Raw genomic sequence first — 22,265 nt, 5'->3', positions numbered from 1 at the left:
TCGCCTTGCTGATAAAGCGGGATACCGGCATATGGAAAATGGGCAGGACGTAAGTGCCGCTGAGGGCGTCAAGGCCCCACCGCGCGCGGGGTCGGGGCTCGGTCGGCCTACCGGCATCTTCGGCGGACTTTCCGGCAAGCTGCTGCTGCTGACGATCGTCTTCGTCATGTTCGCCGAAGTTCTGATTTTCGTTCCCTCCGTCGCCAACATGCGGCTGCGCTGGCTGCAGGGCCGGCTGAACACTGCGGCCGCCGCTGCGATCGTCATCGATGGCCTGCAGCCGGTGGAACTACCACGCGCTCTGCAGCGGGAAACGCTGATGGCGACCGGCACCCGCGCCATAGTGTTGCGCAAGGACGGAACCTCACGGCTGCTCGCTGCCGCCGAAATGCCATCCTCCGTCGACGATCAATATGACCTCAGCGATGTTTCGATGCTGACGTCGATCCGCGACGCCATGGACACCATCCTCTTCGGCGGAGATCGCATCATCCGCGTCTTCGGCCCGTTCGGCGATTCCGGCATGGGCGTCGAGGTCGTCTTGAAGGATACGAGCCTCAGGGACGCGCTCCTTCTCTATTCGCGCAACGTCTTCCTGATGTCGCTGCTGCTCTCCTTCGTCACGGCAACGCTGATCTTCTTCGCCATCAATCGCATCATGATCCGCCCGATACGCCGGCTGACCGACAGCATGCAGGCCTATTCCGACGATCCGGAAGATCCAAGGCGCGTCCTCGTCCCCGACGGTGGGCGTGACGAGCTTTCCGTCGCCGGCCGCCATCTCGCCTCCATGCAGGCGCAGCTGCAAAAGACGCTGAAGCAGCAGAAGAACCTCGCGGCGCTCGGCCTCGCCGTCTCGAAGATCAATCACGACATGCGCAATATCCTGGCCTCCGCGCAGCTGATGTCCGACCGTCTGGTCGATGTCGACGACCCGATGGTGAAGCGCTTTGCCCCCAAGCTGCTGCGCACCATCGACCGTGCCGTCGGCTACACGACCGAGGTCCTGTCCTACGGCCAGGCCTCCGAATCCGCGCCCAGACGGCGCCGGCTGAGGCTGCGCGACCTGACGGAAGAGGTGCGGGATATCCTGGCGATAGATCCCGAAAGCGGCATCGAGTTCATCGAGCAGGTCAGCCGCGATCTCGAGGTCGACGCCGACAGCGAGCAGCTCTTCCGCATCATCCACAATCTCTGCCGCAACGCCCTCCAGGCTCTCGTCGCCTTTCGCGAGAGCGATCCGGACAGCACGCTGCGCATCACCGTCTCCGGCCATCGCATCGGCAGCGTCGTCTCGATCACTGTCGACGACACCGGCCCCGGCATGCCGCAAAAGGCGCGGGAAAACCTGTTCACCGCCTTCCGCGGCTCGGCCCGCTCCGGCGGCACCGGTCTCGGTCTTGCGATCGCCCGCGAGCTCGTCCTCGCCCACGGCGGCACCATCGCGCTTGTCGAAAAGCCGGCGGCCGGCACCCAGTTCCGCATCGAAATCCCCGACCGCCCGGTATCGCTCGACGACTACCGCAGCCGCACCGTCCACGAAAGCTAAGGCCTTTCAGAGCTTTCCCGGAAGCCCCGACGAAAATCGCGATTTTTTCAGAAATCCACTTGCTTTCGAAAGGCGGACGTTTTAGAGGATCGCCACGCAAACGGTTTCACCCGTTTTCGTCACGCACCCGTAGCTCAGCTGGATAGAGCACCAGACTACGAATCTGGGGGTCGGGCGTTCGAATCGCTCCGGGTGCGCCATTTCCATTTCAGATTGTCGCCAGACTCTTCCCGAGATATCTATCTCGCGCCGAGCGAGCAACTGTCGCTTGCCGCCTGAATTTCAATCAGCGTTCGAACAGGTTCATCGAAACGTCTATTGACAACCGATGTCGCATCCGTAATGCTGGATATATGGATAAAGTTACCGCAATCGCAGCCCTGTCCGCGCTCGCGCAGTCGACGCGCCTCGATATCTTCCGGCTCCTCGTCAAACACGAGCCAGGCGGTATTCCGTCCGGAGAAATAGCAAAACTGGTGGACGTTCCTCAAAATACGGCATCGGCCCATCTTGCGACGTTGTCTCGTGCTGGGCTGATCAGAGGCGAGCGACAGAGCCGGTCGATCGTCTACCGGGCCAATCTCGACGGCTTTCGCGAGTTGACCTTGTTCATGATCAAGGACTGCTGCGGTGGTCGTGCCGAGTTGTGTACGCCTTTGGTCGCTGATCTTGCATCTTGCTGCATGCCGACCGAGCTTCGCCAATGAGTCCGGTGTCGTTCGATCCCACGCGAACTTTCGACCACAAGAAGGCAACGCATGAACGTCACCATCTACCATAATCCCGCTTGTGGCACCTCGCGCAACACGCTGGCCATGATCCGCAACGCGGGCATAGAGCCAACTATTGTCGAATACGTGAAAACGCCGCTCACTCGCGACCGGTTGGCCTCGATGATCGCGGACGCCCACTTGACCGTTCGCCAAGCGATCCGCGAAAAAGACACGCCCTTTGCGGAACTCGGGCTTGGCGACCCATCGCTTGCCGACGACCAATTGCTCGACGCGATGATGGCGCATCCCATCCTGATCAACAGACCCTTCGTGGTGACGCCGATCGGTACGCGCCTCGCTCGCCCTTCCGAGGTCGTACTCGATATCCTGCCGGCGACGAGCAAGGGAGCTTTTTTTAAGGAAGACGGAGAACAGGTTCTGGATGGGGAGGGCAAACGAATTGTCTGATCTTCCAGCCGCGATCTTTGATCATCTCCATCGACCTCATATAGAGTCCCTGCGGCCCGCGTTCTCGACCCATCCGCCGCGTATCCTGATCCTTTACGGCTCTTTGCGCACTGTTTCCTATAGCCGTCTTCTCGCTGGAGAAGCCGCACGTCTGCTTGAGCACTTCGGCTGCGAGGTCAGGATTTTCGACCCGGCAGGTCTACCTCTGCCCGACGCTGCTCCCGCGGGCCATCCGAAGGTGCGGGAACTCAGGGAACTGTCGGAGTGGTCTGAGGGCCAGGTTTAGGTCAGCCCCGAACGTCACGGCGCGATGACGGGAATTATGAAGGCGCAGATCGACTGGATACCGCTATCCATCGGCTCGGTGCGTCCTACACAGGGCAAGACGCTTGCCGTCATGGAAGTGTCGGGCGGGTCGCAATCCTTTAACGCCGTCAACCAGTTGCGCATACTCGGCCGCTGGATGCGGATGATAACGATCCCGAACCAGTCGTCGGTCGCAAGGGCCTTCGAACAGTTCGACGCGGAAGGCAGGATGAAGCCGTCGGCTTTCTACGACCGGGTTGTCGATGTCTGCGAGGAGTTGACAAAGTTCACGCTGCTGACCCGCGACGCTTCCGCCTACCTCACCGACCGCTATAGCGAGCGAAAGGAGAGTGCCGAAAAGCTCGAGCAACGCGTCACTCTGGCGTCGATATGAGCGCGTAAGCCCCTAGCTTGAGGTATCCGTGCTGCTACCCGCCGTCGTACCCGTGGTGCTCGCCCCAGTCGCCGCATCCTTAGGCGCAGACCAAGTCAAATAATAAAACTGCGACCCCACCTGCCCGAAATAGGCTTCATTGCCGGTTGTCTTGTCGATGAAGCTGCCGTCGCTGGCGCGGGCGAAGGTGCCGTTTGAGCCGCGCTGGAGGTGGGTCTTCAGATAGTCGTTCCAGTCCGTCGTCGGGATGGTCGTGGCGGTCTTGGTCGTGGTGCTGGTTGTTGCATCCGTCGTATCGGTCGCGCTCGGGTCCCAAGCGGTGATCGAGACGCCGTTGGTGGGGTCGCTGACCGTCAGCGTGCCGTTGTTGAGCGCATCCAGCATTGCCTGTGCCTGGCCGCCGTCCTCGTTTTTCTTCGCGGTGGCCGTCAGGTTCTGCTTCAGCAGCGCCATGAAGGAACTGGTGGTGATGTCGGTGCTGGCGAGGTTCGAGCTCGACGAGGACGACGTGGTGTCCGACTGGCTGGCCGTCATGCCGTTGAGAATGCTCGTGAGAGACGCCTGCGACGATGACGGCAGGCTGGAAATATCGCCGGAGCCCGGCATAGACGAACTGTCATCCTGCGATGAGCTGTCATCGGGGCTTGTCATCAAGACCTGGAGAGCCATTTGGGCAGCAATCAATCGGGTGTTTGCAAGCGCGGAAACCATGGAGAGACCTCTTGTTGGCGACCATGATCGTCCACGCAAGGGACAGTCGCGACCGCATGATTGCCGCAACGGTTAACGCCAGGAACTTGCCCCGGGCTTATGGCGGGTTCAGGCGCCCCGTTCCGCCCGGTCGATCTGCGAGCGGATGCGCTGCTGGACGTCATGATCCTGGACGCGAACGGCCTCCATCAGGTCGCGTAGGGTGCCGCGCAGGCCGTGAACCTGGTCGACGAGATCCATGACGACGTCGACGCCGGCCTCGTTGACGCCCATTGTCTCGATGAGGTCGAGAATGAGGCGACCGCGCGCCACATCGGCATCGTGGAAGGTTAGCCCTCGATCGGTCCTGTCCGGCACCAGCCAGCCCTGTTCGACCCAGACATCAAGGATCGTCACATCGATTTTGAGGCAGAGGCGGAATTCAAGATCGTTCATGGTTCAAACTCCCATGCTTGTTCTCGGTTCATGCGTTTTCCCGGCGGCCCAATCCTCGACAAAGGTCGCAAGATCCGTGTTGGGTCCATCCGGCAGGACGATCTTCAGCGTCACATAGGCATCGCCGCTTTCGCCGCCGCGCTTCGGCACGCCCTTGCCCTTGAGGCGCAGGATCTTTCCCGTGTTCGAGTTGGGGGCAAGCGTGACGGTGACCGGGCCGGACGGCGTCGGTACCCGGATCTTGCCGCCGAGAACCGCTTCAGGCAGTGAAATGGGGAGTTCGAAGCGGATGTCGTCGCCGTCGCGGACATAGAACTTGTGCGGCCGCACGCGGATGTCGATGAGCGCGTCTCCGGCCGGGCCGCCGGCAAGCCCGGGCTCGCCTTTTCCGCGCAGGCGCAGCGTCTGGCCATCACGGGTTCCCGGAGGGATGGTAACCTCGAGCGCCGGTCCGCTCGGCAGGCTCACCTGCGTTTTCGTGCCGTTGACGGCGTCGAGGAAATCGACCTCCATCGAATACTGCCGATCCTGGCCCTTCATTCTGGTTTGTCCTTGGCCGCCGCCGCGGCGCGAGAAGAAGCTTGAAAAAACGTCGTCCGCATCGCCGAAATCCGCAAATCCCCCCGCGTTCTGGTAGCGGCGGGTAGCACCGTCTGCCGAGGCGTAGTCGCGATAGTAGTTTCGCTGAGCCTGCTCGGTTCCCGCACCGTCGATCTCGCCGCGGTCGAAGCGGGCGCGCTTTTCCTCGTCGCCGATGATCGCGTAGGCAGCGGATATCTGCTTGAATTTCTCTTCCGCCTGCTTGTCACCGGGGTTGAGATCGGGGTGCAGCTTCTTTGCCAGCTTGCGATAGGCGCTCTGGATATCCTTTTGCGCCGCATCCCGCTTTACGCCAAGAAGTTCGTAAGGATCGCCGCTCATGCATAGCTCCGTTTCAATGGCAGGGGAGGGACTGGCTCCGCGATCACCTGCTCGCCTGTCTAAACATAGTCGTCAATGAAAGCATTCAAAGCCATCAAAAACGTTTTTCGAGCAAATTCAATTGCCGAGGCGATTTCGATGGGCACGGCTCTGGCCAGAACCTTTACACGCCTTATGTGTTTAAGAGGGATATTCAATAAAAGGATGCTGACGTGAAGAAATTCCTTTCCGCCATTTCCGCTACCGCCCTTAGCGCGCTTTTGGGTTTGAGTTCCATCATGCCGGCGACGGCCGCGCCGATCGCCAGCATGTCTCCCATCCAGAACATGGCCCAGAACCCGGCGATTTCGCAATCACCCGATGTGATCGACGTGCAGTACCGGCATCGTCCCGTGCGGCGTCCGGTTCACGGGCGCCCCGGTTATCATCGTCCTCCCTATCACCATCCGGGGTACAGACCCGGTTACCGCCCCGGATACCGACCGGCCTATCGCCCCGGCTACTGGAACGGCTATCACGGCTACACCTATGCCCGGCCGGGCTATCGCCGCTACAACGGCTATTGGTATCCTGCCGCAGCCTTCGGTGCAGGCGTCATCGTCGGCGGCGCCATCGCGACGCAGCCTGCCCGCAGCGGCCATGTTCAGTGGTGCATCAATCGCTACCGTTCCTATCGCGTGTCGGACAATACCTACCAGCCGAACAGCGGTCCGCGCGTCCAGTGCATTTCGCCCTGAGGAAGTCTGATCCAAACAAAAAGGCGGGCCTGATCGGCCCGCCTTTTTCATGCCCGCTCGGATGGGCTCAGGCCGCGACCGGTAGCGGCATCCTCGCATCGGTTATTTGCTCCGAGACCTCCCAAAGACGCCGCCAGGTGCTCTTGCCCAGGGCGCGCGGCACGATCTTCGCAAGCGTCGGCGTCCCCTTCAATTCGTAGAAGCCATCGGGTCCATACATGACGCCGCCCTTGGCATCGGGAGACGTCGCAGCATAGAGCGTGGGCAGCGCGCCGGCGGCGGCCGATTGGGACATGAAAGGCTCGAGCATCTTGGCGAACCGCTCCAGCAGGGCCGGCCTGTTCTCGCGGCCCATGCGCGGACCCGTGCTCTGCAGGCCGGTGACGGAATAGCCGGGATGGGCAGCGTTGCTCATCAGGTTCCAGCCCTCCGCCCGCGCCCGGCGTTCGAGCTCCAGGCTGAACAACAGCGTCGCCAGTTTGGATTGCGAATAGGCTTTCCAGGGCGTGTAGCCATTTTTCAATTGCAGATCGTCGAAGTGAATCGTCCCCGAACGGTGCGCCAGGCTGCTGACCGTGACAACGCGCGGCGAGGGGGCCGCCAGCACCTTGGGCATCAGGTGAAGGTCGAATGCAAAGTGGCCGAGATAATTGGCGCCGAGCTGCATCTCGAAGCCATCAGCGGTTTCGTAGCGTTTCGGAATGGCCATGACGCCGGCATTGTTGATCAGAAGATCGATATGCGGAACCGAAGCGGCGATGCGGGCGGCGCAGTCGGCAACGGATGCGAGGCTGGAAAGATCGAGCGGCTCGAAGCTGACGTCGGAACCCGGAGAGGTGCCGCGTATCTCGGCGACCACCTGCGCGCCCTTTTGTCCATTGCGAGAGGCGATGATGACGCGCGCTCCAGCACCGGCAAGCGCCTTGGCAGTTTCATAGCCAATGCCGCTGGTGGCGCCGGTGATGACGGCAATGCGTCCTGATTGGGAGGGAATGTCTTTGATGGCAAAATTGGACATGCAAGTCTCCAGACAACGAGGAAGGTTTCATCCACGATCCAGCATAATTATTGCATTAAGTGCAAAATTGCAATAGATATGAATATGCATTAAGATGATTCGATCGTGACTGAAGCGTTGCGCCTTCGAACGGCCATGCTTCACGCTCACTGAGCGACATTGATATCGCGGCCTTTTCAACGGATTGGACATATTGAATGACTGCAAACACCACGTGCTCTGATTTCGTTCAGTTCTTCCGCTCCTGGGTCAGCAATCCGCGGCAGGTTTCGGCGATTGCGCCCTCCGGCGAACGCCTCGCGCGCTTGATGACGAGGGAGATCGAGGCGCTCGATGAGCCGGTTCTTGAGCTCGGTCCCGGTACTGGCGTCTTCACGCGTGCCCTGCTTGCGCGCGGTGTCCGCGAATGCGATCTGACGCTGATCGAGTTCGGAGCCGAATTCGTCGGCGCATTGTCCGGTCGCTTTCCAAAGGCGCGCGTGGTGCAGATGGATGCAGGCGAGATTGCTGAAGCCGGGCTCTTTGACGGAAATCCCGTCGGCGCCGTCGTCAGCGGGCTGCCGCTGCTCTCGATGCCGCCCTCCAAGGTGGCCGCCATTCTCTCAGGCGCCTTCAGCGTTCTGAGGGCAGGCGGCGCATTCTACCAGTTCACCTATGGCCCGCGCTGCCCGGTGCAGCGAGCGATCATGGAGGGTCTCGACCTGCAGGCGACGCGCATCGGCGGCACGGTGCGCAATCTCCCGCCGGCCAGCGTTTACCGCATTTCACGGAAGGCCCCGACGGAGATCTCGTCCGCTCGCCGCAGATATGGCGGCAAGAGCATCGACGCCGATATTTCTCTGGTGGCCGCCGAAATGACTGCAGAAAGAAACGTTAGCAATCTGGGCAGCTTGAATCCGGGATTATAGATGATCGAAGGCAAGGACATCGATGCTGAACCGAGGGAAGGCCGGCGCGAGCGCAAGCGCCGCCAGACCCGGGAGCGCATCGAGCAGGCGGCGATGGCTCTTTTCCTCGAGCGTGGTTTCGACGCGACGACGATCGAGGACATCACCGAGGCGGCCGATGTCTCCAAGCGGAGCTTCTTCGACTATTTCCCCAGCAAGGAAGACGTGGTCTTCGCCTGGCAGGACTCCTTTGCCGACGGCCTTGCCGCGGCAATCGCGGAACGCCCGGCCGATGAACCGATCGTCAAGGTCGTCGAGGAAGCCCTGACCTCGGCGATCACCGCGGCGCTCGATCCGCAAAGCGTGGCTCTTGCCGACCTTATTCGCGAGACGCCGGTTCTCAGTGCCCGCAATCAGCTCAAATATGCCAAGCTCGAACGGAAATTGACCGAGGCGCTGCTCGCCCGCACCGGGGACGATGAGGGCGAACGCCTGCGCATCCGGCTGCTGTCGGCCGTAGTCGTCAGCACCATGCGCGTCGGCGGCGAAAGATGGCACGAGCAGCAACGCCCCGAAACGCTTGACACATCATCGCTGGAGACATTTGCCCGCGATATCTTCAGGGAGCTTTGGGGCGTCCTTGCCGATTTCGGAGCCGGCGCTCGCTCCGCCCCCAAACCCGAGTAACGCTCAGGTCAGCGCACCCGCAGTCGATGGCGTGACGTCTTCGCGGCGTCGGCGCAGGAAATCGATCAGCGCCCGGAGCTTGGCCGGCACGCGCCGACGATCGGCGTAATAGAGCGTGAGCCCGGCGAGGACCGGACTCCAGTCGGACAGGATGCGCACTAGGCGGCCGTCGTCGAGAAAACGGTCGATATAGCCGTTGACCATGTAGGCGATGCCGATCCCGTCGAGTGCCGCCTGCGTCAACGCCGCGGAATCGTTGAGGATCAGCCGTCCGGCAGTGGCAAGCTCGATCTTCTGGCCGCCTTTCTCGAATTCCCAGCGCTCGACCTGTCCGCTGCTGGCATGGCGGAAGCCGATGCAATTGTGATTGAGGAGATCGTTCGGAACCTTCGGTACGCCGAAGCGGCCGAGATAGTCGGGCGCCGCGATGATATGGGCACTCAGTGGCGGGCCGACCTTCAGCGCCACCATGTCCTTCTGCACCAGATCGCCGAAGCGGATGCCGGCATCGAAGCCCTGCTCGACAATATCGGCGAGCGAAGGCTCGATGCGCACCTCAAGCTCGATGTCTGGATAGGCGTCGAGAAAATCCCGGAGCACCGGCTGCAGCGCGATCATGTAGCCGGCGCGCGCAACATTGATGCGCAACAGGCCGGCGGGCCTGTCGCCCGCTTCGCGCATTTCCAGCGCCGCCTCCTTCAACTCCCTGACCGCCGGGACGACGCGGTCGAAATAGTGCTGACCCGCTTCCGTCAGGCTGACGCTGCGCGTCGTACGGTTGAAAAGCGCCAGCCGCATCCGCTGTTCGAGCTTGCCGATCGCCTGGCTGATGGCAGACGGCGAGACCCCGAGCCGCATCGCCGCTGTCGAAAAACTCCGCTCCTCGGCCACGATCAGGAAGACGATCAAGCCATCCAGCATATCCTTCTGCACACTGTGTTCCAACTTCCACCTCATCAGACTAATCAGATTTTCTAACAAGCCTATATAGAATTGGTGAGATTATCAAAATTATCACAGGGATATAGCGTTGGGTCATGAACAGGGAGCATCATCATGTCCGACTCAAAAACCAGGACTTTCTTCATCACCGGAGTGTCGAGCGGCTTCGGTCGGGCGCTTGCGGAAGCAGCGCTCGCCGAAGGCCATAAGGTCGCTGGAACGCTGCGCAACGAACAGGCTCGTGCCGAATTTGACGCGCTGAAGCCCGGCTTCTCTTTCGGCAAGCTGCTCGACGTCACCGACAACCTAGCGATTGCACCCGTCATCGCCGAGGTGGAGGCGGATGTCGGCCCCATCGGCGTGCTGGTCAACAACGCCGGCTACGGCCACGAAGGGCTGCTTGAGGAATCCTCCATCGATGAATTGCGGCGGCAGTTCGAAGTCAATGTCTTTGGACCGGTGGCTGTCATCCAGGCGGTGCTGCCCTATATGCGCAAGCGGCGTTCCGGCCACATCCTCAACATCACCTCCATGGGTGGGATCATGACCATGCCGGGCATCTCGTTTTACCACGGTAGCAAGTTCGCCCTCGAAGGGATTTCCGAAAGCCTCGGCAAGGAAATAAAGAGCTTCGGCATCCACGTAACGGCAGTAGAACCCGGCGGTTTCAGGACCGATTGGGCGGGCCGTTCCATGGTCCGGGCCGAACGGTCGATAGAGGACTACGACGAGATCTTCGAACCGCTGCGCGCACGACGCCTCGGCTACAACGGCAAGCAGGCCGGCGATCCGAAGAAAGCGGCTGCGGCGATGCTGAAGCTCATTGCATCCGACAACCCGCCTGCCCATCTCCTTCTAGGCCGGGACGCAATCAACCTCGTGCGCGAAAAGCTCGGGCTTCTGAAGTCGGAGTTCGACGCATGGGAACCGGTATCGAATTCGACCGATTTTGAGTGAGCATAACATTTCGAATGAGCAAGAAAATCACCATTGGAAAGGGAAGACCATGTCAGATTTGAACGCATCCAAATCCGGAACTTTCAAGATCGGCGGCGACCTGACCGTCAACCGCCTGGGCTTCGGCGCCATGCGGATCACCGGCCGCGGCATATGGGGAGACCCAGCCGACCACGCGGAAACCATTCGCACCCTGAAGCGCTTGCCGGAGCTTGGCGTAAACTTCATCGACACCGCCGATAGCTACGGCCCCGATGTTTCGGAACGCCTGATCAAGGAAGCGCTGCATCCCTACGCCAAGCTCGTCATCGCCACCAAGGCGGGCCTGACGCGATCAGGTCCAGACATATGGGCACCGCTAGGTCGCCCGGAATATCTCATCCAGCAGGCGCATAAGAGCCTGCGCAATCTGGGTGTCGAGCAGATCGACCTCTGGCAGCTTCACCGGATTGATCCGAAAGTGCCGGCAAAGGAACAGTTCGACGCCGTCAAGTCGCTGCTTGACGCGAAGATCATTCGTCATGCGGGCCTGAGCGAAGTATCGGTCGCCGACATCGAGGCCGCCTCCAAGGTCTTCAAGGTCGCGACCGTCCAGAACCGCTATAACCTCGTCGACCGTACCAGCGAGGACGTGCTCGACTATTGCGAAAAGCACAATATCGGCTTCATCCCGTGGTTTCCGCTTGCCGCCGGCGATCTTGCCAAGCCAGGTTCGCTGCTCGACACCATCGCCAAGCGCCACAACGCAGCCCCGAGCCAGATCGCGCTCGACTGGGTACTGAAGCGCAGCCCCGTGATGCTGCCGATCCCCGGCACATCCAAGGTAAAGCACCTCGAAGAAAACGTCGCCGCAGTGAACATCACGCTATCCGACGAAGAGTTCAAGGCGCTCGACAACGAGGGCAAGAAGGTCTTCAAGGCGGCCTGACCTGGGTTTCGGCGGACAGTAAGGGAAAGAATAGCCGCATTCACGGATTTGCGCTTTTTTCAGGCGTCCGGCATTGCAGCATTGCAAAATATGCAATGCTGCAATGCAGCGAATGTGCTTCCCAACTAAATCACTAGTCTATATCACTTGTCCTCGAAGGAAGCGCGCTCCTCCTCCCAGCGCTCCTTCATAGACTGGCAACACTCCTCCTCCTCCCAGTTGCCGGTCAGGATCAAGAGCCCGACGCATCCTCCTCCCGCGTCGGGCTCTTTTCGTTTCCGCCCTTTCCATCGAATATTTCAGGCGATTGGCCAATTTGGGCGAGCCCGTTTCACCGTCGCATATCTCGACGCAGGCTGTTGTCTTGCAATCGTCGGTCGATATATTGGCGGCGATCGCGAAAAAGAATGCCGAGGCAAGGAGCTTTCGATTGATGAAGACGGGTTCGGCCCATGGCGGCCGGCGCGGAAGCGTATTCTTCAAGGTGCTTGCCGTGATTGCCGGGCTTTCGCTTGCAGCCTGCGGTGGCCGACCGATCGGCGTTATGCAGCCGACCCAGACGACGGTGCCGGGAACATCGAAGGTCGATCTTCTGGTGGCGACGACACGAAAATCCGCAGATAATCCGGCGATACTCTTTTCTGGCGAACGGGGCGCTAGTCTCAAGGTGGACTCCGTCGAAATATCCATTCCGCCCGAAGCGAACCGTAGTGTCGGCCAGGTGCAATGGCCGACCCGTCTCCCGGGAGATCCGCTGAAGAATTTCGTGACCGTCGATGTCAAGTCGCTGAAGGACGTGCCGGAATACCATGCCTGGCTGAAGGCACACATGCCGAAGAGCAAGCGTGTGCTGATCTTCGTCCACGGGTTCAACAACCGCTACGAGGATGCGGTTTATCGCTTTGCGCAGATCGTCCACGACAGCCACGCCGACGTCATCCCGATCGTCTTCACCTGGCCATCGCGGGCGAGCATTTTCGACTATAATTACGACAAGGAAAGCACCAACTACTCCCGCGACGCGCTTGAGGAACTGATGCGCCGCGTCGCCAACGATCCGGATGTCGGTGACATTACCGTCATGGCCCATTCCATGGGCACCTGGCTGGCGGTCGAGGCGCTGCGCCAGATGGCGATCCGGGACGGTCACGTCGCGCCAAAGATTCGAAATGTCATCCTCGCCTCACCGGATCTCGATGTCGACGTCTTCGGCCAGCAGTTTGCGGCGCTGGGCAAGGACAGGCCGCATTTCACGCTGTTCGTCTCCCAGGATGACCGAGCCCTCGGCCTGTCGCGCCGTATTTCCGGCAGTGTCGATCGCCTGGGCCAGATCGACCCCTCGGTCGAGCCTTATCGCTCGGAGCTCGAAAAACACGACATTACCGTCATCGATCTGACCAAACTGAAATCCGGCGACTCGCTCAACCACGGCAAGTTTGCCGAAAGCCCCGAAGTCGTAAGGCTGATCGGTGATCGGCTGGTGACGGGGCAGACGATCACCGATTCGGATGTCGGCGTGGGAGAGGCGCTGGGCGCGGTCGCGGTCGGTGCGGCGCAAACGGTCGGAACGGCTGCAAGCGTCGCGGTCAGCGCCCCAATCGCGATCTTCGATCCACGTACGCGTCGGAGCTATGGCGATCAGGTCCACCGGCTCGGCCAGTCTGTCGGCAACACCGTCGGATCGGTCGGCGACAGCGTCGATGCGACGCTTTTCGACAACAGCCTCGCCCTGCCGCGTTCATCACAGACGACGACTTCAACCGCAAAAAACCGGTAGGCAGACGTTCGCATCTGATATATCACAGATATCGACCTTGGGGGGCGGACCGCCTGTGGTCGGTACTGCGAATTTCGGGTGACCATGACGGAAGACGGAAAACAGACGGTAATCGTCGTCGGCGCCGGCATCATCGGCGCGGCGATCGGTTTGGAGTTGCAGCGTCGCGGCCGGCAGGTGACGATCGTCGATAAAACCGAGCCGGGGCGGGGCGCATCCTTCGGCAACATGGCCAGCATCGCGCTCGATTTCGCCGCCAGCTCCGGTCCGTCCACCTGGCGCAAAATTCCGAAATGGCTGCTCGATCCGGAAGGCCCCGTGTGGCTCCGCCCGGCCTACGCCCCGAAGATATTGCCCTGGTTCCTCCGCTTCATCGCCGCCGGGAGACCCTCCCGCCTTAAAGAGATCGAAGATGCAGGCATGGCCTTGTCCGCTCGTGCGCTCGACGATTTCAGGGCAATGCTCGACGAGATCGGCGCACCCGAGCTAATGACCGAGGAAGGTTGCCTCGCCATCTACGAGACCGAAGCGGAGTTTGCCTCCGACCGCGGCCATATCGCGTTGATGCAACGCTATGGGTTCGAGCATAAGGTCCTGGCCGGCGCAGAGATACAGGATTACGAACCCGCGCTGTCGCCGACGATCGCCAAGGCAGTGCTGCTGCCCGACAATAAATCGATCCGCGATCCCTATCATCTGGTTCTGAAACTCGTGGATGCTGCAAAAGCCCTCGGCACGACCTTCGTCACCGGCGAGGCGCAGAGTGTCGAGCGCACGCCCGGCGGCGCGGTATCCGTGCTCTTCGCCGACGGCCGCCGGCTCGACGCCGATCACGTCGTCCTTGCGGCCGGCGTCAGAACCCGCTTCATCGCCGAGGCGCTCGGCGAACCGATCCCGCTCGAGACCGAGCGCGGCTATCATACCCAGATCATGAAGCCCGGCATTTCGATGCGATATTCGGTCATCTGGCCGCATCGCGCCTTCATGGTCACGCCGACAGCAGGCGGCATTCGCGTCGGCGGCAATGTCGAACTGGCCGGCCTCGACGCGCCGCCGGATTATCGCCGTCCGCGGGTGCTCGTTCGTCATGCCCAACGGGCGCTGCCGGGACTCAAGGTCGAAGACGCCAGCGATTGGATGGGGCATCGCCCGGCATTGCCGGATACGATCCCGATCGTCTCGCCGTCGTCGCGCCTCGCAGGCGTCTGGTATGCGACCGGTCACGGTCATCTCGGGCTGACCTTTTCGGCAACGACAGCGAAGCTCCTGGCCGATATGATGACCGGCATTGTCCCGTCGGTCGACATGACCCCGTTCCGTATCAATCGCTACTAGGAGGAAACCAATGTCCGAAAACGAAAAGCCCGTCGCCCTCATCACCGGCGGTGGCCGCGGCATGGGCGAGGCAATCGCCCGCGAGCTTGCCGCAAACGGCTATCGCCTCGCGCTGATGTCGCCCTCCGAAAGTTGCGAGAAGCTGGCAGCCGAGCTCGGCGGCGTCGCCTCGCGCGGCGTGGCCGAGAAAGCCGAGGACATAAAGGCGATCTTCGATCTGACGATGAAGACCTATGGCCGCATCGACGCCGTGGTCAACCACACGGGCCACCCGCCAAAGGGCGATCTCCTCGACATATCGGACGAGAACTGGACGCTAGGTTCCGACATGATGGTGCTGAGCGTCGTGCGTATGGCGCGGCTCGTGACACCTGTCATGTTGAAGCAGGGCAAGGGCGCCTTCGTCAACATCACCACTTTCGCGGCATACGAACCGTCTCTGGTCTTCCCGGTTTCCTGCGCCTATCGCGCCGCCGCCGGCGCGTTTACCAAGCTCTATTCCGACCGCTATGCCGCCGACAACATCAGGATGAACTGCATCCTGCCCGGCTATATCGATAGCCTGAACCACAAGCCCGAGACCGCCGACAAGATCCCGATGAAGCGCATCGGCCAGATGAGCGAGATCGCCAAGACCGCGGCTTTCCTGCTTTCGGACGGCGCCGGCTATATCACCGGGCAGAACATTCGCGTCGACGGCGGCGTCACCCGCCACGTCTGATCTGGAGAAGACGATATGAGATGGAAGCGCACGATCCAGCTCCTGGACGTTCATTGCGAAGGCGAAATTGGCAAGGTCGCGATCGGCGGCGTGCCGAAGATCCCGGGCAACACGATCGCCGAACAGCTTCACTGGATGAACACCGACCCGAAAGGCCAGGAACTGCGACGTTTCCTCGTGCTAGAGCCTCGCGGCGCGCCGATCGGATCGGTCAACCTGCTGCTACCGGCAAAGCATCCCGATGCCGATGCTGGCTTCATCATCCTCCAGCCCGACCAGGCGCATGCCAGCTCCGGCTCGAACTCGATCTGCATCACCACGGCGCTGCTTGAATCCGGCATCGTCGAGATGAAGGAGCCGGAGACGGTGGTGACGCTTGACACGGCGGCAGGCCTCGTCAAGGCAACCGCCACCTGCCGCGACGGACGATGCGAGAAGGTGAAACTGACAATGGTGCCATCCTTCGTGCACGAGCTCGATGTGGCGATCGATACGCAATGGGGCAGAATCTCGGTCGATATCTGCTATGGCGGCATTTTCTATGCCTTGGTCGATGTCGGGCAGGTCGGCCTGACGATCGAAAAAGAGAACGCCGCAGCGCTGGTTCAGGCCGGCATGATCCTGAAGGACCTGATCAACCGCACCATCCCGGTCGTCCATCCGGAAATTCCGGCGATCTCCGGCATCGCCTATGTCATGTTCCGCGACGTCGACCCCGACGGCGCAATCCGCACCTGCACCACCATGTGGCCCGGACGCGTCGATCGTTCGCCCTGCGGCACCGGCAATTCGGCCAATCTTGCGACCCTGCACGCGCGCGGCAAGGCCAAGGTCGGCGACGTCTTCAAATCACGCTCGATCATCGGCTCCGAATTCGAGGTCGGCCTCGCAGCCGTCACGGAAGTTGCCGGCCGACCGGCAATCATCCCCACCATCACAGGCCGAGGCTTCACCTTCGGCCTCTCGCAGGTCTCCCTCGATCCCTTCGACCCGATGGCGGAAGGCTTTGCCCTCACCGACGTCTGGGGACCATCTGCGGGCGAGATCGGGGCGGGGTTGAAGTAGGCTGTGGCGGAAACACCCTCCCCTTGAGGGGGAGGCTCGGCACGCAGTGCTGGGGTGGGGTGACCGCCACAGACACCCAATGATCACCCCCACCCGCGCGTTCCGCGCGACCTCCCCATCAAGGGGGAGGTAGATCACTCCGGATAAACCACGCCCTTCCGCAAAATGATATTCCCATAAAGTCGTCGCTCGCTGGTCTGTATCAGCGCATGCGCAGTTTTGACGCGCTCATAGAAATCCTTCGGCAGCAAGGGCACGACCTTGATATCGGGGACATGCCTGGCGCAGCAATCGACCATCTCCCGATGCACCGGATCGAGCGCTTCGCGGTCCTGCTTGACCGTGGCGCGAAAGATCGCCTCGTCGACGAAATCGTCTATCGGCATCAGGCTGAGGACGGCGTCTAGCACGGGGATGACGCCATGGCCGTCGAGCCGGATCAGCCGGCGCGCATGTTCCAGGCCGGGATAATTGCCGTCGACAAGCGCGATCTCGTCGCCATGCCCCATGGCGCGCAGCGCGTAGAGCAGGTCCGGGCTCAGCAGCGGGTCAATGCCCTTCAGCATGGTCGATCTCCTTGAAGAGTATGTTCTGGTCTATGAGGTAGCGCGCGAAGATCGGCAGGCTCGCGCCGCCGATGGCGCGCGCCTGCGTGCCGACCGCACCCTCGATGATTTCCGGCATGACGACGCCCTGCAGGTCGAGGTCCGAGGCGGCCTTGATTGTCGCGCGCACGACCCGCTCGCGCACCCAGCCCGGGAAGCCGCCGTCGATGACCGCGGCGCTGAAATCGATGATCGATGCGGCAGCGACGATCGCCTGCGCCAATGCCTTTGCCGTATCCTGAATCCATATCTCCAGCGGCTCGCCGAAGTCGATCCAGTCGTCGGCTGAGTACCAGAGAGGCTGCGGATCGATGCCCCGATCGCGCAGGAGATTTTCCAGAACGAAGATAGAGGCGATGTCGAGCAACTGCCTGGTCTCGCCGTTGCGGTCCCTAACCGGTAGCGGTCCGAGCGCGCCGGCGGTTCCCGTCCTGCCGACGAAGATCGAGGAATTGAGAACGATGCCGCCGCCGATGAACGAGCCGATGAACAGATAGACGAAATCGGGATAGTGGGCGCCGACGCCGAAGACGAGTTCGGCCCCGCAGGCGCTGGTCGCGTCGTTCTGCAGATAGACCGCGTGCGGCACGCGGGAGGCGACCTCAGTCTGAAGATTGAACCCGCGCCAGACGTCCATCGCCCCCGCCGGCGCGCCGACTTCATCAGCCCAGTTCCACAGCTCGAAGGGTGCAGCAATTCCGACCCCGGCAACGCGCTCGCGTTCGGTCTCGGTCATCCGGCTTTCGATATCCTGGATGCCCGCGGTGATGAAACCCATAATGTCCTGCGGCAGGGGATAAGGATAGATCTGACGCAGCTTCATCCTGATGCCGCCAACGAAATCCATCAGCACCAGATCGGCGCTGCGCCGCCCGATTTTAACGCCGAACGAGAAAACCGCGTCGGCATTGAGCCGCATCGGAACGGACGGTTGGCCGACGCGGCCGCGGACCGGTTCGTCTCTCGAGAGCAGACCTTCCTTCTCCAAGGCGCGCATGATCACGGAGACGGTCTGCGCGGAAAGGCCGGTTCGCCGGGCGATATCGGCCTTCGAAAGCGCACCGTGACGGCGGACGAGCGAAAGCACGAGCCGCTCGTTATGCTCTCGGACACGGATCTGGTTGGCACCGCCGCTCGGATCGAAAATGTAAGGTAAAACCGACGCATGCATCGGGTCATCAGCGGACGACATTGGCCGGCTCCTCCCGTAATGGCCATGCCTCATTTTTCGGCAGCATGCCACAACGAATTAATAATTCAATCGGATTTATTAATTGACAAGTGCATTTGGTTGCGCTCTAAATTGCCGCCGTGGAGGACGCGGCACGGCTTTCGGAGGAAGCTCGCCAGAGAAAATTTCAAACCATGTCGCGCCTGTAATCCGGGTCCGTTCGGCCCCGGCCTTTTCATATCCTCGGGAGGATCGCATGAAGAAATCTGTTGTTGCAGCAGCCCTCGCAGGGCTTGCTATGGGCGTCGCGTTTGCATTGCCGGCGCAGGCCGCTGATGTCACGGCATGCCTGATTACCAAGACCGACACCAATCCCTTTTTCGTGAAGATGAAGGAAGGTGCCACGGCCAAGGCAAAGGAACTCGGCGTGACGCTGAAGTCCTACGCCGGCAAGATCGATGGTGACAGCGAAAGCCAGGTCGCAGCTATCGAAAGCTGCATTGCCTCTGGCGCCAAGGGTATCCTGATTGCCGCTTCCGACACCAAGGGCATTGTCTCTTCGGTGAAGAAGGCGCGCGACGCCGGCCTGCTCGTTATCGCGCTCGACACGCCGCTTGAGCCGGCTGATGCAGCCGACGCGACCTTTGCCACCGACAATCTCCTTGCTGGCAAGCTGATTGGCCAGTGGGCCAAGGAAACCATGGGCGACAAGGCTAAGGATGCCAAGGTCGGCTTCCTCGACCTGACGCCGTCACAGCCATCGGTCGACGTTCTGCGCGACCAGGGCTTCATGATCGGCTTCGGCATCGACCCCAAGGATCCGAACAAGATCGGCGACGAAGTCGATGCTCGCATCGTCGGCCATGACGTCACCAACGGCAACGAAGAAGGCGGCCGCAAGGCGATGGAAAACCTTCTCCAGAAGGATCCGGGCATCAACGTCATCCACACGATCAACGAACCGGCGGCAGTGGGCGCTTACCAGGCGCTGAAGGCAGTCGGCATGGAAAAGAACGTGCTGATCGTGTCGGTTGACGGCGGTTGCCCAGGCGTCAAGTCGGTCAAGGAAGGCGCCATCGGCGCAACCTCGCAGCAGTATCCGCTGATGATGGCCGCCCTCGGCGTCGAAGCGATCAAGAAGTTCGCTGCAACTGGCGAAAAGCCGAAGCCAACGGAAGGCAAGAGCTTCTTCGACACCGGCGTCTCGCTCGTCACAGACAAGCCGGTTTCCGGCCTGAAGTCGATCGACACCAAGGAAGGCCTTGCCAAGTGCTGGGGCTAAGCCTCGTATAGCAATCGCAGCATCGGCCGGGAGTTGCTTCTCCCGGCCGGTTTCTACGGCGATGCATCGTTGCCCTGGCGACCCGGCATGGATGCATCGGTAACGGGATCTGCGCGGGTTCGGCGCGCGGAGGAGATAACATGACCGGAACTCAGGAATTCGAGAGCGTTCTCGAGGGCAGCGACAAGAATGTCGCGTCGTTCGAAAACCAGGACTTATCGCTTCTAAAGCGTGCGCAACACTTTCTGCACTCGACCCCGGCCGCCGTGCCGCTGATCGTCCTGCTGCTTGCGATCGTGATCTTCGGCATCGCCATCGGCGGCCGATTTTTCTCGTCCTATACACTGACGCTCATTCTGCAGCAGATCGCCATCGTCGGCATTCTCGGTGCGGCGCAGACGCTTGTCATCCTGACGGCAGGTATCGACCTGTCGATCGGCGTGATCATGGTGATCTCCTCTGTCATCATGGGCAATGTCGCGATCACCTACGGGATACCGACGCCGATTGCTGTCGTGGCAGGCTTGGTCGTGGGTGGCCTCTGTGGGCTGCTCAACGGCTTTCTCGTTGCCTATATGAAGCTGCCTCCCTTCATCGTGACGCTCGGCACGTGGAACATCGTAATGGCCACGAATTTCATCTATTCGGCCAATGAGACGATCCGCGACACCGATGTGGACGAACAGGCACCGCTGCTTCACTTTTTCGCTGCGAGCTTCAAGCTGGGCAATGCCGTTCTGACCCTCGGCGTGGTGGCCATGGTCCTGCTGGTGCTCCTGCTCTGGTACGTTCTCAATCACACCGCCTGGGGCCGACATGTCTACGCCGTCGGCGATGACCCGGAAGCGGCCAAGCTCTCCGGTATTCAAACCAAGAAAGTGCTGCTTACCGTCTACGCCGTTTCCGGTGTGATCGCCGGTCTGGCAGCGTGGGTTTCGATCGGTCGCAACGGTTCGGTCTCGCCATCCTCGGCGGTCACGGATTTCAATCTGCAGGCAATCACGGCAACCGTGATTGGCGGCATCTCGCTCTTCGGTGGCCGCGGCTCGATCCTCGGCACGCTCTTTGGAGCCATGATCGTCGGCGTCGTCTCAATGGGGCTGAATATGCTCGGAGCCGACCCTCAATGGAAGGTCCTCCTGACGGGCGTGCTGATCATCGCAGCCGTCGCAATCGATCAGTGGATCAGAAAGGTTTCGGTGTAATCATGGTTGGCGAACCCATTCTTACCGCTCGCGGTCTGGTCAAGCGCTACGGGCGCGTGACCGCTCTCGATCACGCCGATTTCGATCTTTATCCTGGCGAAATCCTTGCGGTCATCGGCGACAACGGCGCCGGCAAATCCTCGCTCATCAAGGCGATTTCAGGTGCTATCACCGTCGACGAGGGTGAGATCACGCTGGAAGGCAAGCCTGTGCACTACAGGTCGCCGCTCGAGGCGCGCGAGGCCGGCATCGAGACCGTCTATCAGAATCTCGCTCTGTCGCCGGCTCTCTCCATTGCCGACAACATGTTTCTCGGTCGCGAGATCCGCAAGCAGGGTATGCTGGGCAGCTTTTTTCGCATGCTTGACCGTCCCGCGATGGAAAAAAAGGCTCGTGACAAGCTCTCCGAACTCGGCCTCATGACCATCCAGAACATCAACCAGACAGTGGAAACGCTGTCCGGCGGCCAGCGCCAGGGTGTCGCGGTTGCCCGCGCTGCGGCTTTCGGGTCGAAAGTCATCATCCTTGACGAGCCGACGGCGGCCCTCGGCGTCAAGGAAAGCCGCCGCGTGCTGGAGCTGATCCTGGACGTTCGCTCCCGCGGCATTCCGATCGTACTGATATCGCATAACATGCCGCATGTTTTCGAGGTCGCCGATCGCATCCATATCCACCGCCTCGGCAAGCGGCTGACTGTCATCGACCCCAAGGAATATACGATGTCGGACGCCGTGGCGTTCATGACGGGCGCGAAAACGGTGCCGGCGGAGACCGTTGCGGCATGAGCGCAATGCTTGACGATATCGCCGGCCAGATCATCGCTCGGTCGGGACAGGCGAAGCGCTTCATGATCGCGATCGCCGGCCCTCCCGGCGCCGGAAAGTCGACGCTGGCCGACAATCTGGCCGAACATCTCAGGGCAAAGGGCGAAAGCGCTGAAGTCCTGCCGATGGACGGCTTCCACATGGACAATGCCATCCTGATCGAGCGGGGATTGCTCGCGCGCAAGGGCATTCCGGAAACCTTCGACGTCAGGGCGTTCCTCGACATCGTCAAGGCTGTGCGCCCCGGCGATCAGGAGGTGTTGGTGCCCGTCTTCGATCGGTCCCGCGAACTCGCGATCGCCTCGGCCCGCGTGGTCTCGCCCGATCATCGGTTTATCATCGTCGAGGGCAACTACCTGCTTTTCAGCCAGGGAAAATGGGCCGAGCTCGAAGGCATGTTCGATTATTCGATCATGATGGCGCCCCCTATCGAAGTGCTGGAAAAGCGCCTTTGGGATCGCTGGAAGGGCTACGACCTCGATGACCTGGCTGCACAGGCCAAGGTCTACGAGAACGATCTGCCGAACGGCCGGTTGATCCTCGGCAACCGTCGCCCGGCCGACCTCACTTTAGAGATCGTCCAGGACTGAGGTCTTCCGGATATCCCGGTCATTCCTCGATTGTTTT

At 61.1% G+C, this 22,265-nt stretch carries 23 protein-coding genes, 1 tRNA gene and 1 pseudogene; 18 read left to right on the top strand and 7 right to left on the bottom strand.

Annotated elements, in window-relative coordinates; all coding sequences use genetic code 11:
• Positions 1-31: 31 nt before the first annotated feature.
• From CPY51_RS18730 to arsH, 5 genes and pseudogenes are all read left to right on the top strand, one after another.
• Positions 32-1,549 carry a sensor histidine kinase gene (locus CPY51_RS18730; RefSeq protein WP_111161737.1) on the top strand — a complete coding sequence of 506 codons (1,518 nt, stop codon included), beginning with the start codon at positions 32-34 and terminating at the stop codon, positions 1,547-1,549.
• Positions 1,550-1,672: 123 nt separating this feature from the next.
• Positions 1,673-1,749: transfer RNA gene (locus CPY51_RS18725), tRNA-Arg, on the top strand.
• 153 nt (positions 1,750-1,902) lie between these two features.
• Positions 1,903-2,256 carry an ArsR/SmtB family transcription factor gene (locus tag CPY51_RS18720; RefSeq protein WP_111161736.1) on the top strand — a complete coding sequence of 118 codons (354 nt, stop codon included), beginning with the start codon at positions 1,903-1,905 and terminating at the stop codon, positions 2,254-2,256.
• A gap of 51 nt (positions 2,257-2,307) precedes the next feature.
• A complete protein-coding gene (gene arsC / locus CPY51_RS18715; RefSeq protein WP_111161735.1) occupies positions 2,308-2,730 on the top strand; it encodes an arsenate reductase (glutaredoxin) in 423 nt (140 codons plus the stop codon).
• Positions 2,705-3,430: pseudogene (gene arsH, locus CPY51_RS18710) on the top strand (arsenical resistance protein ArsH). The gene arsC and the pseudogene arsH overlap by 26 nt, the downstream one beginning before the upstream one ends.
• A 12-nt stretch (positions 3,431-3,442) precedes the next feature.
• On the opposite strand, the gene CPY51_RS33490 reads toward arsH, so the two are convergent.
• The 3 genes from CPY51_RS33490 to CPY51_RS18695 all read right to left on the bottom strand — a co-directional run bounded on the left by CPY51_RS33490 (position 3,443) and on the right by CPY51_RS18695 (position 5,497).
• Complete coding sequence (locus tag CPY51_RS33490) at positions 3,443-4,141, bottom strand: hypothetical protein (protein WP_244598718.1); 699 nt, start codon at positions 4,139-4,141, stop codon at positions 3,443-3,445.
• A 108-nt stretch (positions 4,142-4,249) separates the two neighbouring features.
• Positions 4,250-4,576: a chaperone modulator CbpM gene (locus tag CPY51_RS18700; RefSeq protein WP_111161733.1), complete on the bottom strand. Its 327-nt coding sequence runs from the start codon at positions 4,574-4,576 to the stop codon at positions 4,250-4,252.
• A gap of 3 nt (positions 4,577-4,579) precedes the next feature.
• Positions 4,580-5,497 (bottom strand): DnaJ C-terminal domain-containing protein, encoded by a 918-nt coding sequence (locus CPY51_RS18695; RefSeq protein WP_111161732.1) that lies wholly within the window; start codon positions 5,495-5,497, stop codon positions 4,580-4,582.
• A gap of 212 nt (positions 5,498-5,709) precedes the next feature.
• On the opposite strand from CPY51_RS18695, the gene CPY51_RS18690 reads away from it, so the two are divergent.
• On the top strand, positions 5,710-6,234 hold the full coding sequence (locus tag CPY51_RS18690) for a BA14K family protein (protein WP_420820717.1): 525 nt from the start codon (positions 5,710-5,712) through the stop codon (positions 6,232-6,234).
• A gap of 67 nt (positions 6,235-6,301) precedes the next feature.
• Here CPY51_RS18690 and CPY51_RS18685 read toward each other — a convergent pair whose 3' ends face one another.
• Positions 6,302-7,252 carry an SDR family oxidoreductase gene (locus tag CPY51_RS18685; RefSeq protein ID WP_111161731.1) on the bottom strand — a complete coding sequence of 317 codons (951 nt, stop codon included), beginning with the start codon at positions 7,250-7,252 and terminating at the stop codon, positions 6,302-6,304.
• Between the two features lie 197 nt (positions 7,253-7,449).
• On the opposite strand from CPY51_RS18685, the gene CPY51_RS18680 reads away from it, so the two are divergent.
• Together CPY51_RS18680 and CPY51_RS18675 are read left to right on the top strand one after the other, a co-directional pair.
• Positions 7,450-8,160 (top strand): class I SAM-dependent methyltransferase, encoded by a 711-nt coding sequence (locus CPY51_RS18680; protein WP_111161730.1) that lies wholly within the window; start codon positions 7,450-7,452, stop codon positions 8,158-8,160.
• Positions 8,161-8,826, top strand: a complete 666-nt coding sequence (locus CPY51_RS18675; protein ID WP_111161729.1) for a TetR family transcriptional regulator — start codon at positions 8,161-8,163, stop codon at positions 8,824-8,826.
• A gap of 3 nt (positions 8,827-8,829) precedes the next feature.
• On the opposite strand, the gene CPY51_RS18670 is transcribed toward CPY51_RS18675, so the two are convergent.
• On the bottom strand, positions 8,830-9,759 hold the full coding sequence (locus CPY51_RS18670) for a LysR family transcriptional regulator (protein WP_111161728.1): 930 nt from the start codon (positions 9,757-9,759) through the stop codon (positions 8,830-8,832).
• Between the two features lie 123 nt (positions 9,760-9,882).
• Between CPY51_RS18670 and CPY51_RS18665 the strand changes: the two genes are divergently transcribed.
• The 6 genes from CPY51_RS18665 (at position 9,883) to CPY51_RS18640 (ending at position 16,551) form a co-directional block, all read left to right on the top strand.
• Complete coding sequence (locus CPY51_RS18665; RefSeq protein WP_111161727.1) at positions 9,883-10,725, top strand: oxidoreductase; 843 nt, start codon at positions 9,883-9,885, stop codon at positions 10,723-10,725.
• Positions 10,726-10,774: 49 nt separating this feature from the next.
• Positions 10,775-11,653 (top strand): aldo/keto reductase, encoded by an 879-nt coding sequence (locus CPY51_RS18660; protein ID WP_111161726.1) that lies wholly within the window; start codon positions 10,775-10,777, stop codon positions 11,651-11,653.
• 433 nt (positions 11,654-12,086) lie between these two features.
• On the top strand, positions 12,087-13,430 hold the full coding sequence (locus CPY51_RS18655) for an alpha/beta hydrolase (protein WP_111161940.1): 1,344 nt from the start codon (positions 12,087-12,089) through the stop codon (positions 13,428-13,430).
• 84 nt (positions 13,431-13,514) lie between these two features.
• Positions 13,515-14,765 (top strand): NAD(P)/FAD-dependent oxidoreductase, encoded by a 1,251-nt coding sequence (locus tag CPY51_RS18650; protein ID WP_111161725.1) that lies wholly within the window; start codon positions 13,515-13,517, stop codon positions 14,763-14,765.
• A 10-nt stretch (positions 14,766-14,775) separates the two neighbouring features.
• Positions 14,776-15,486, top strand: a complete 711-nt coding sequence (locus CPY51_RS18645) for an SDR family oxidoreductase (protein ID WP_111161724.1) — start codon at positions 14,776-14,778, stop codon at positions 15,484-15,486.
• 15 nt (positions 15,487-15,501) lie between these two features.
• Complete coding sequence (locus tag CPY51_RS18640; RefSeq protein WP_111161723.1) at positions 15,502-16,551, top strand: 4-hydroxyproline epimerase; 1,050 nt, start codon at positions 15,502-15,504, stop codon at positions 16,549-16,551.
• A gap of 134 nt (positions 16,552-16,685) precedes the next feature.
• On the opposite strand, the gene CPY51_RS18635 is transcribed toward CPY51_RS18640, so the two are convergent.
• Complete coding sequence (locus tag CPY51_RS18635; protein ID WP_111161939.1) at positions 16,686-17,117, bottom strand: RbsD/FucU family protein; 432 nt, start codon at positions 17,115-17,117, stop codon at positions 16,686-16,688.
• Entirely contained in the window at positions 17,101-18,348 is a 1,248-nt protein-coding gene (locus CPY51_RS18630) for an ROK family transcriptional regulator (RefSeq protein ID WP_111161722.1), read from the bottom strand. Before CPY51_RS18630 ends, CPY51_RS18635 begins: the two co-directional genes overlap by 17 nt.
• A gap of 235 nt (positions 18,349-18,583) precedes the next feature.
• Here CPY51_RS18630 and CPY51_RS18625 point away from each other — a divergent pair, with 235 nt between their 5' ends.
• From CPY51_RS18625 to CPY51_RS18610, 4 genes are all read left to right on the top strand, one after another.
• Positions 18,584-19,609 (top strand): sugar ABC transporter substrate-binding protein, encoded by a 1,026-nt coding sequence (locus tag CPY51_RS18625; protein WP_111161721.1) that lies wholly within the window; start codon positions 18,584-18,586, stop codon positions 19,607-19,609.
• Positions 19,610-19,749: 140 nt separating this feature from the next.
• On the top strand, positions 19,750-20,814 hold the full coding sequence (locus CPY51_RS18620; RefSeq protein ID WP_111161720.1) for an ABC transporter permease: 1,065 nt from the start codon (positions 19,750-19,752) through the stop codon (positions 20,812-20,814).
• A gap of 2 nt (positions 20,815-20,816) precedes the next feature.
• Entirely contained in the window at positions 20,817-21,599 is a 783-nt protein-coding gene (locus tag CPY51_RS18615) for an ATP-binding cassette domain-containing protein (protein ID WP_111161719.1), read from the top strand.
• Positions 21,596-22,228, top strand: a complete 633-nt coding sequence (locus CPY51_RS18610; protein WP_111161718.1) for a nucleoside triphosphate hydrolase — start codon at positions 21,596-21,598, stop codon at positions 22,226-22,228. The genes CPY51_RS18615 and CPY51_RS18610 overlap by 4 nt, the downstream gene beginning before the upstream one ends.
• The last annotated feature ends 37 nt before the right edge of the window (positions 22,229-22,265 follow it).

Origin of the sequence: Arminella tubonensis, from assembly GCF_003240585.1 — a bacterium.
In the GTDB taxonomy this organism is placed as follows: Bacteria; Pseudomonadota; Alphaproteobacteria; order Rhizobiales; family Rhizobiaceae; genus Rhizobium; species Rhizobium tubonense.
Note: the sequence above shows the minus strand (reverse complement) of the source record. Positions and strands in the feature narration are given on the sequence as shown.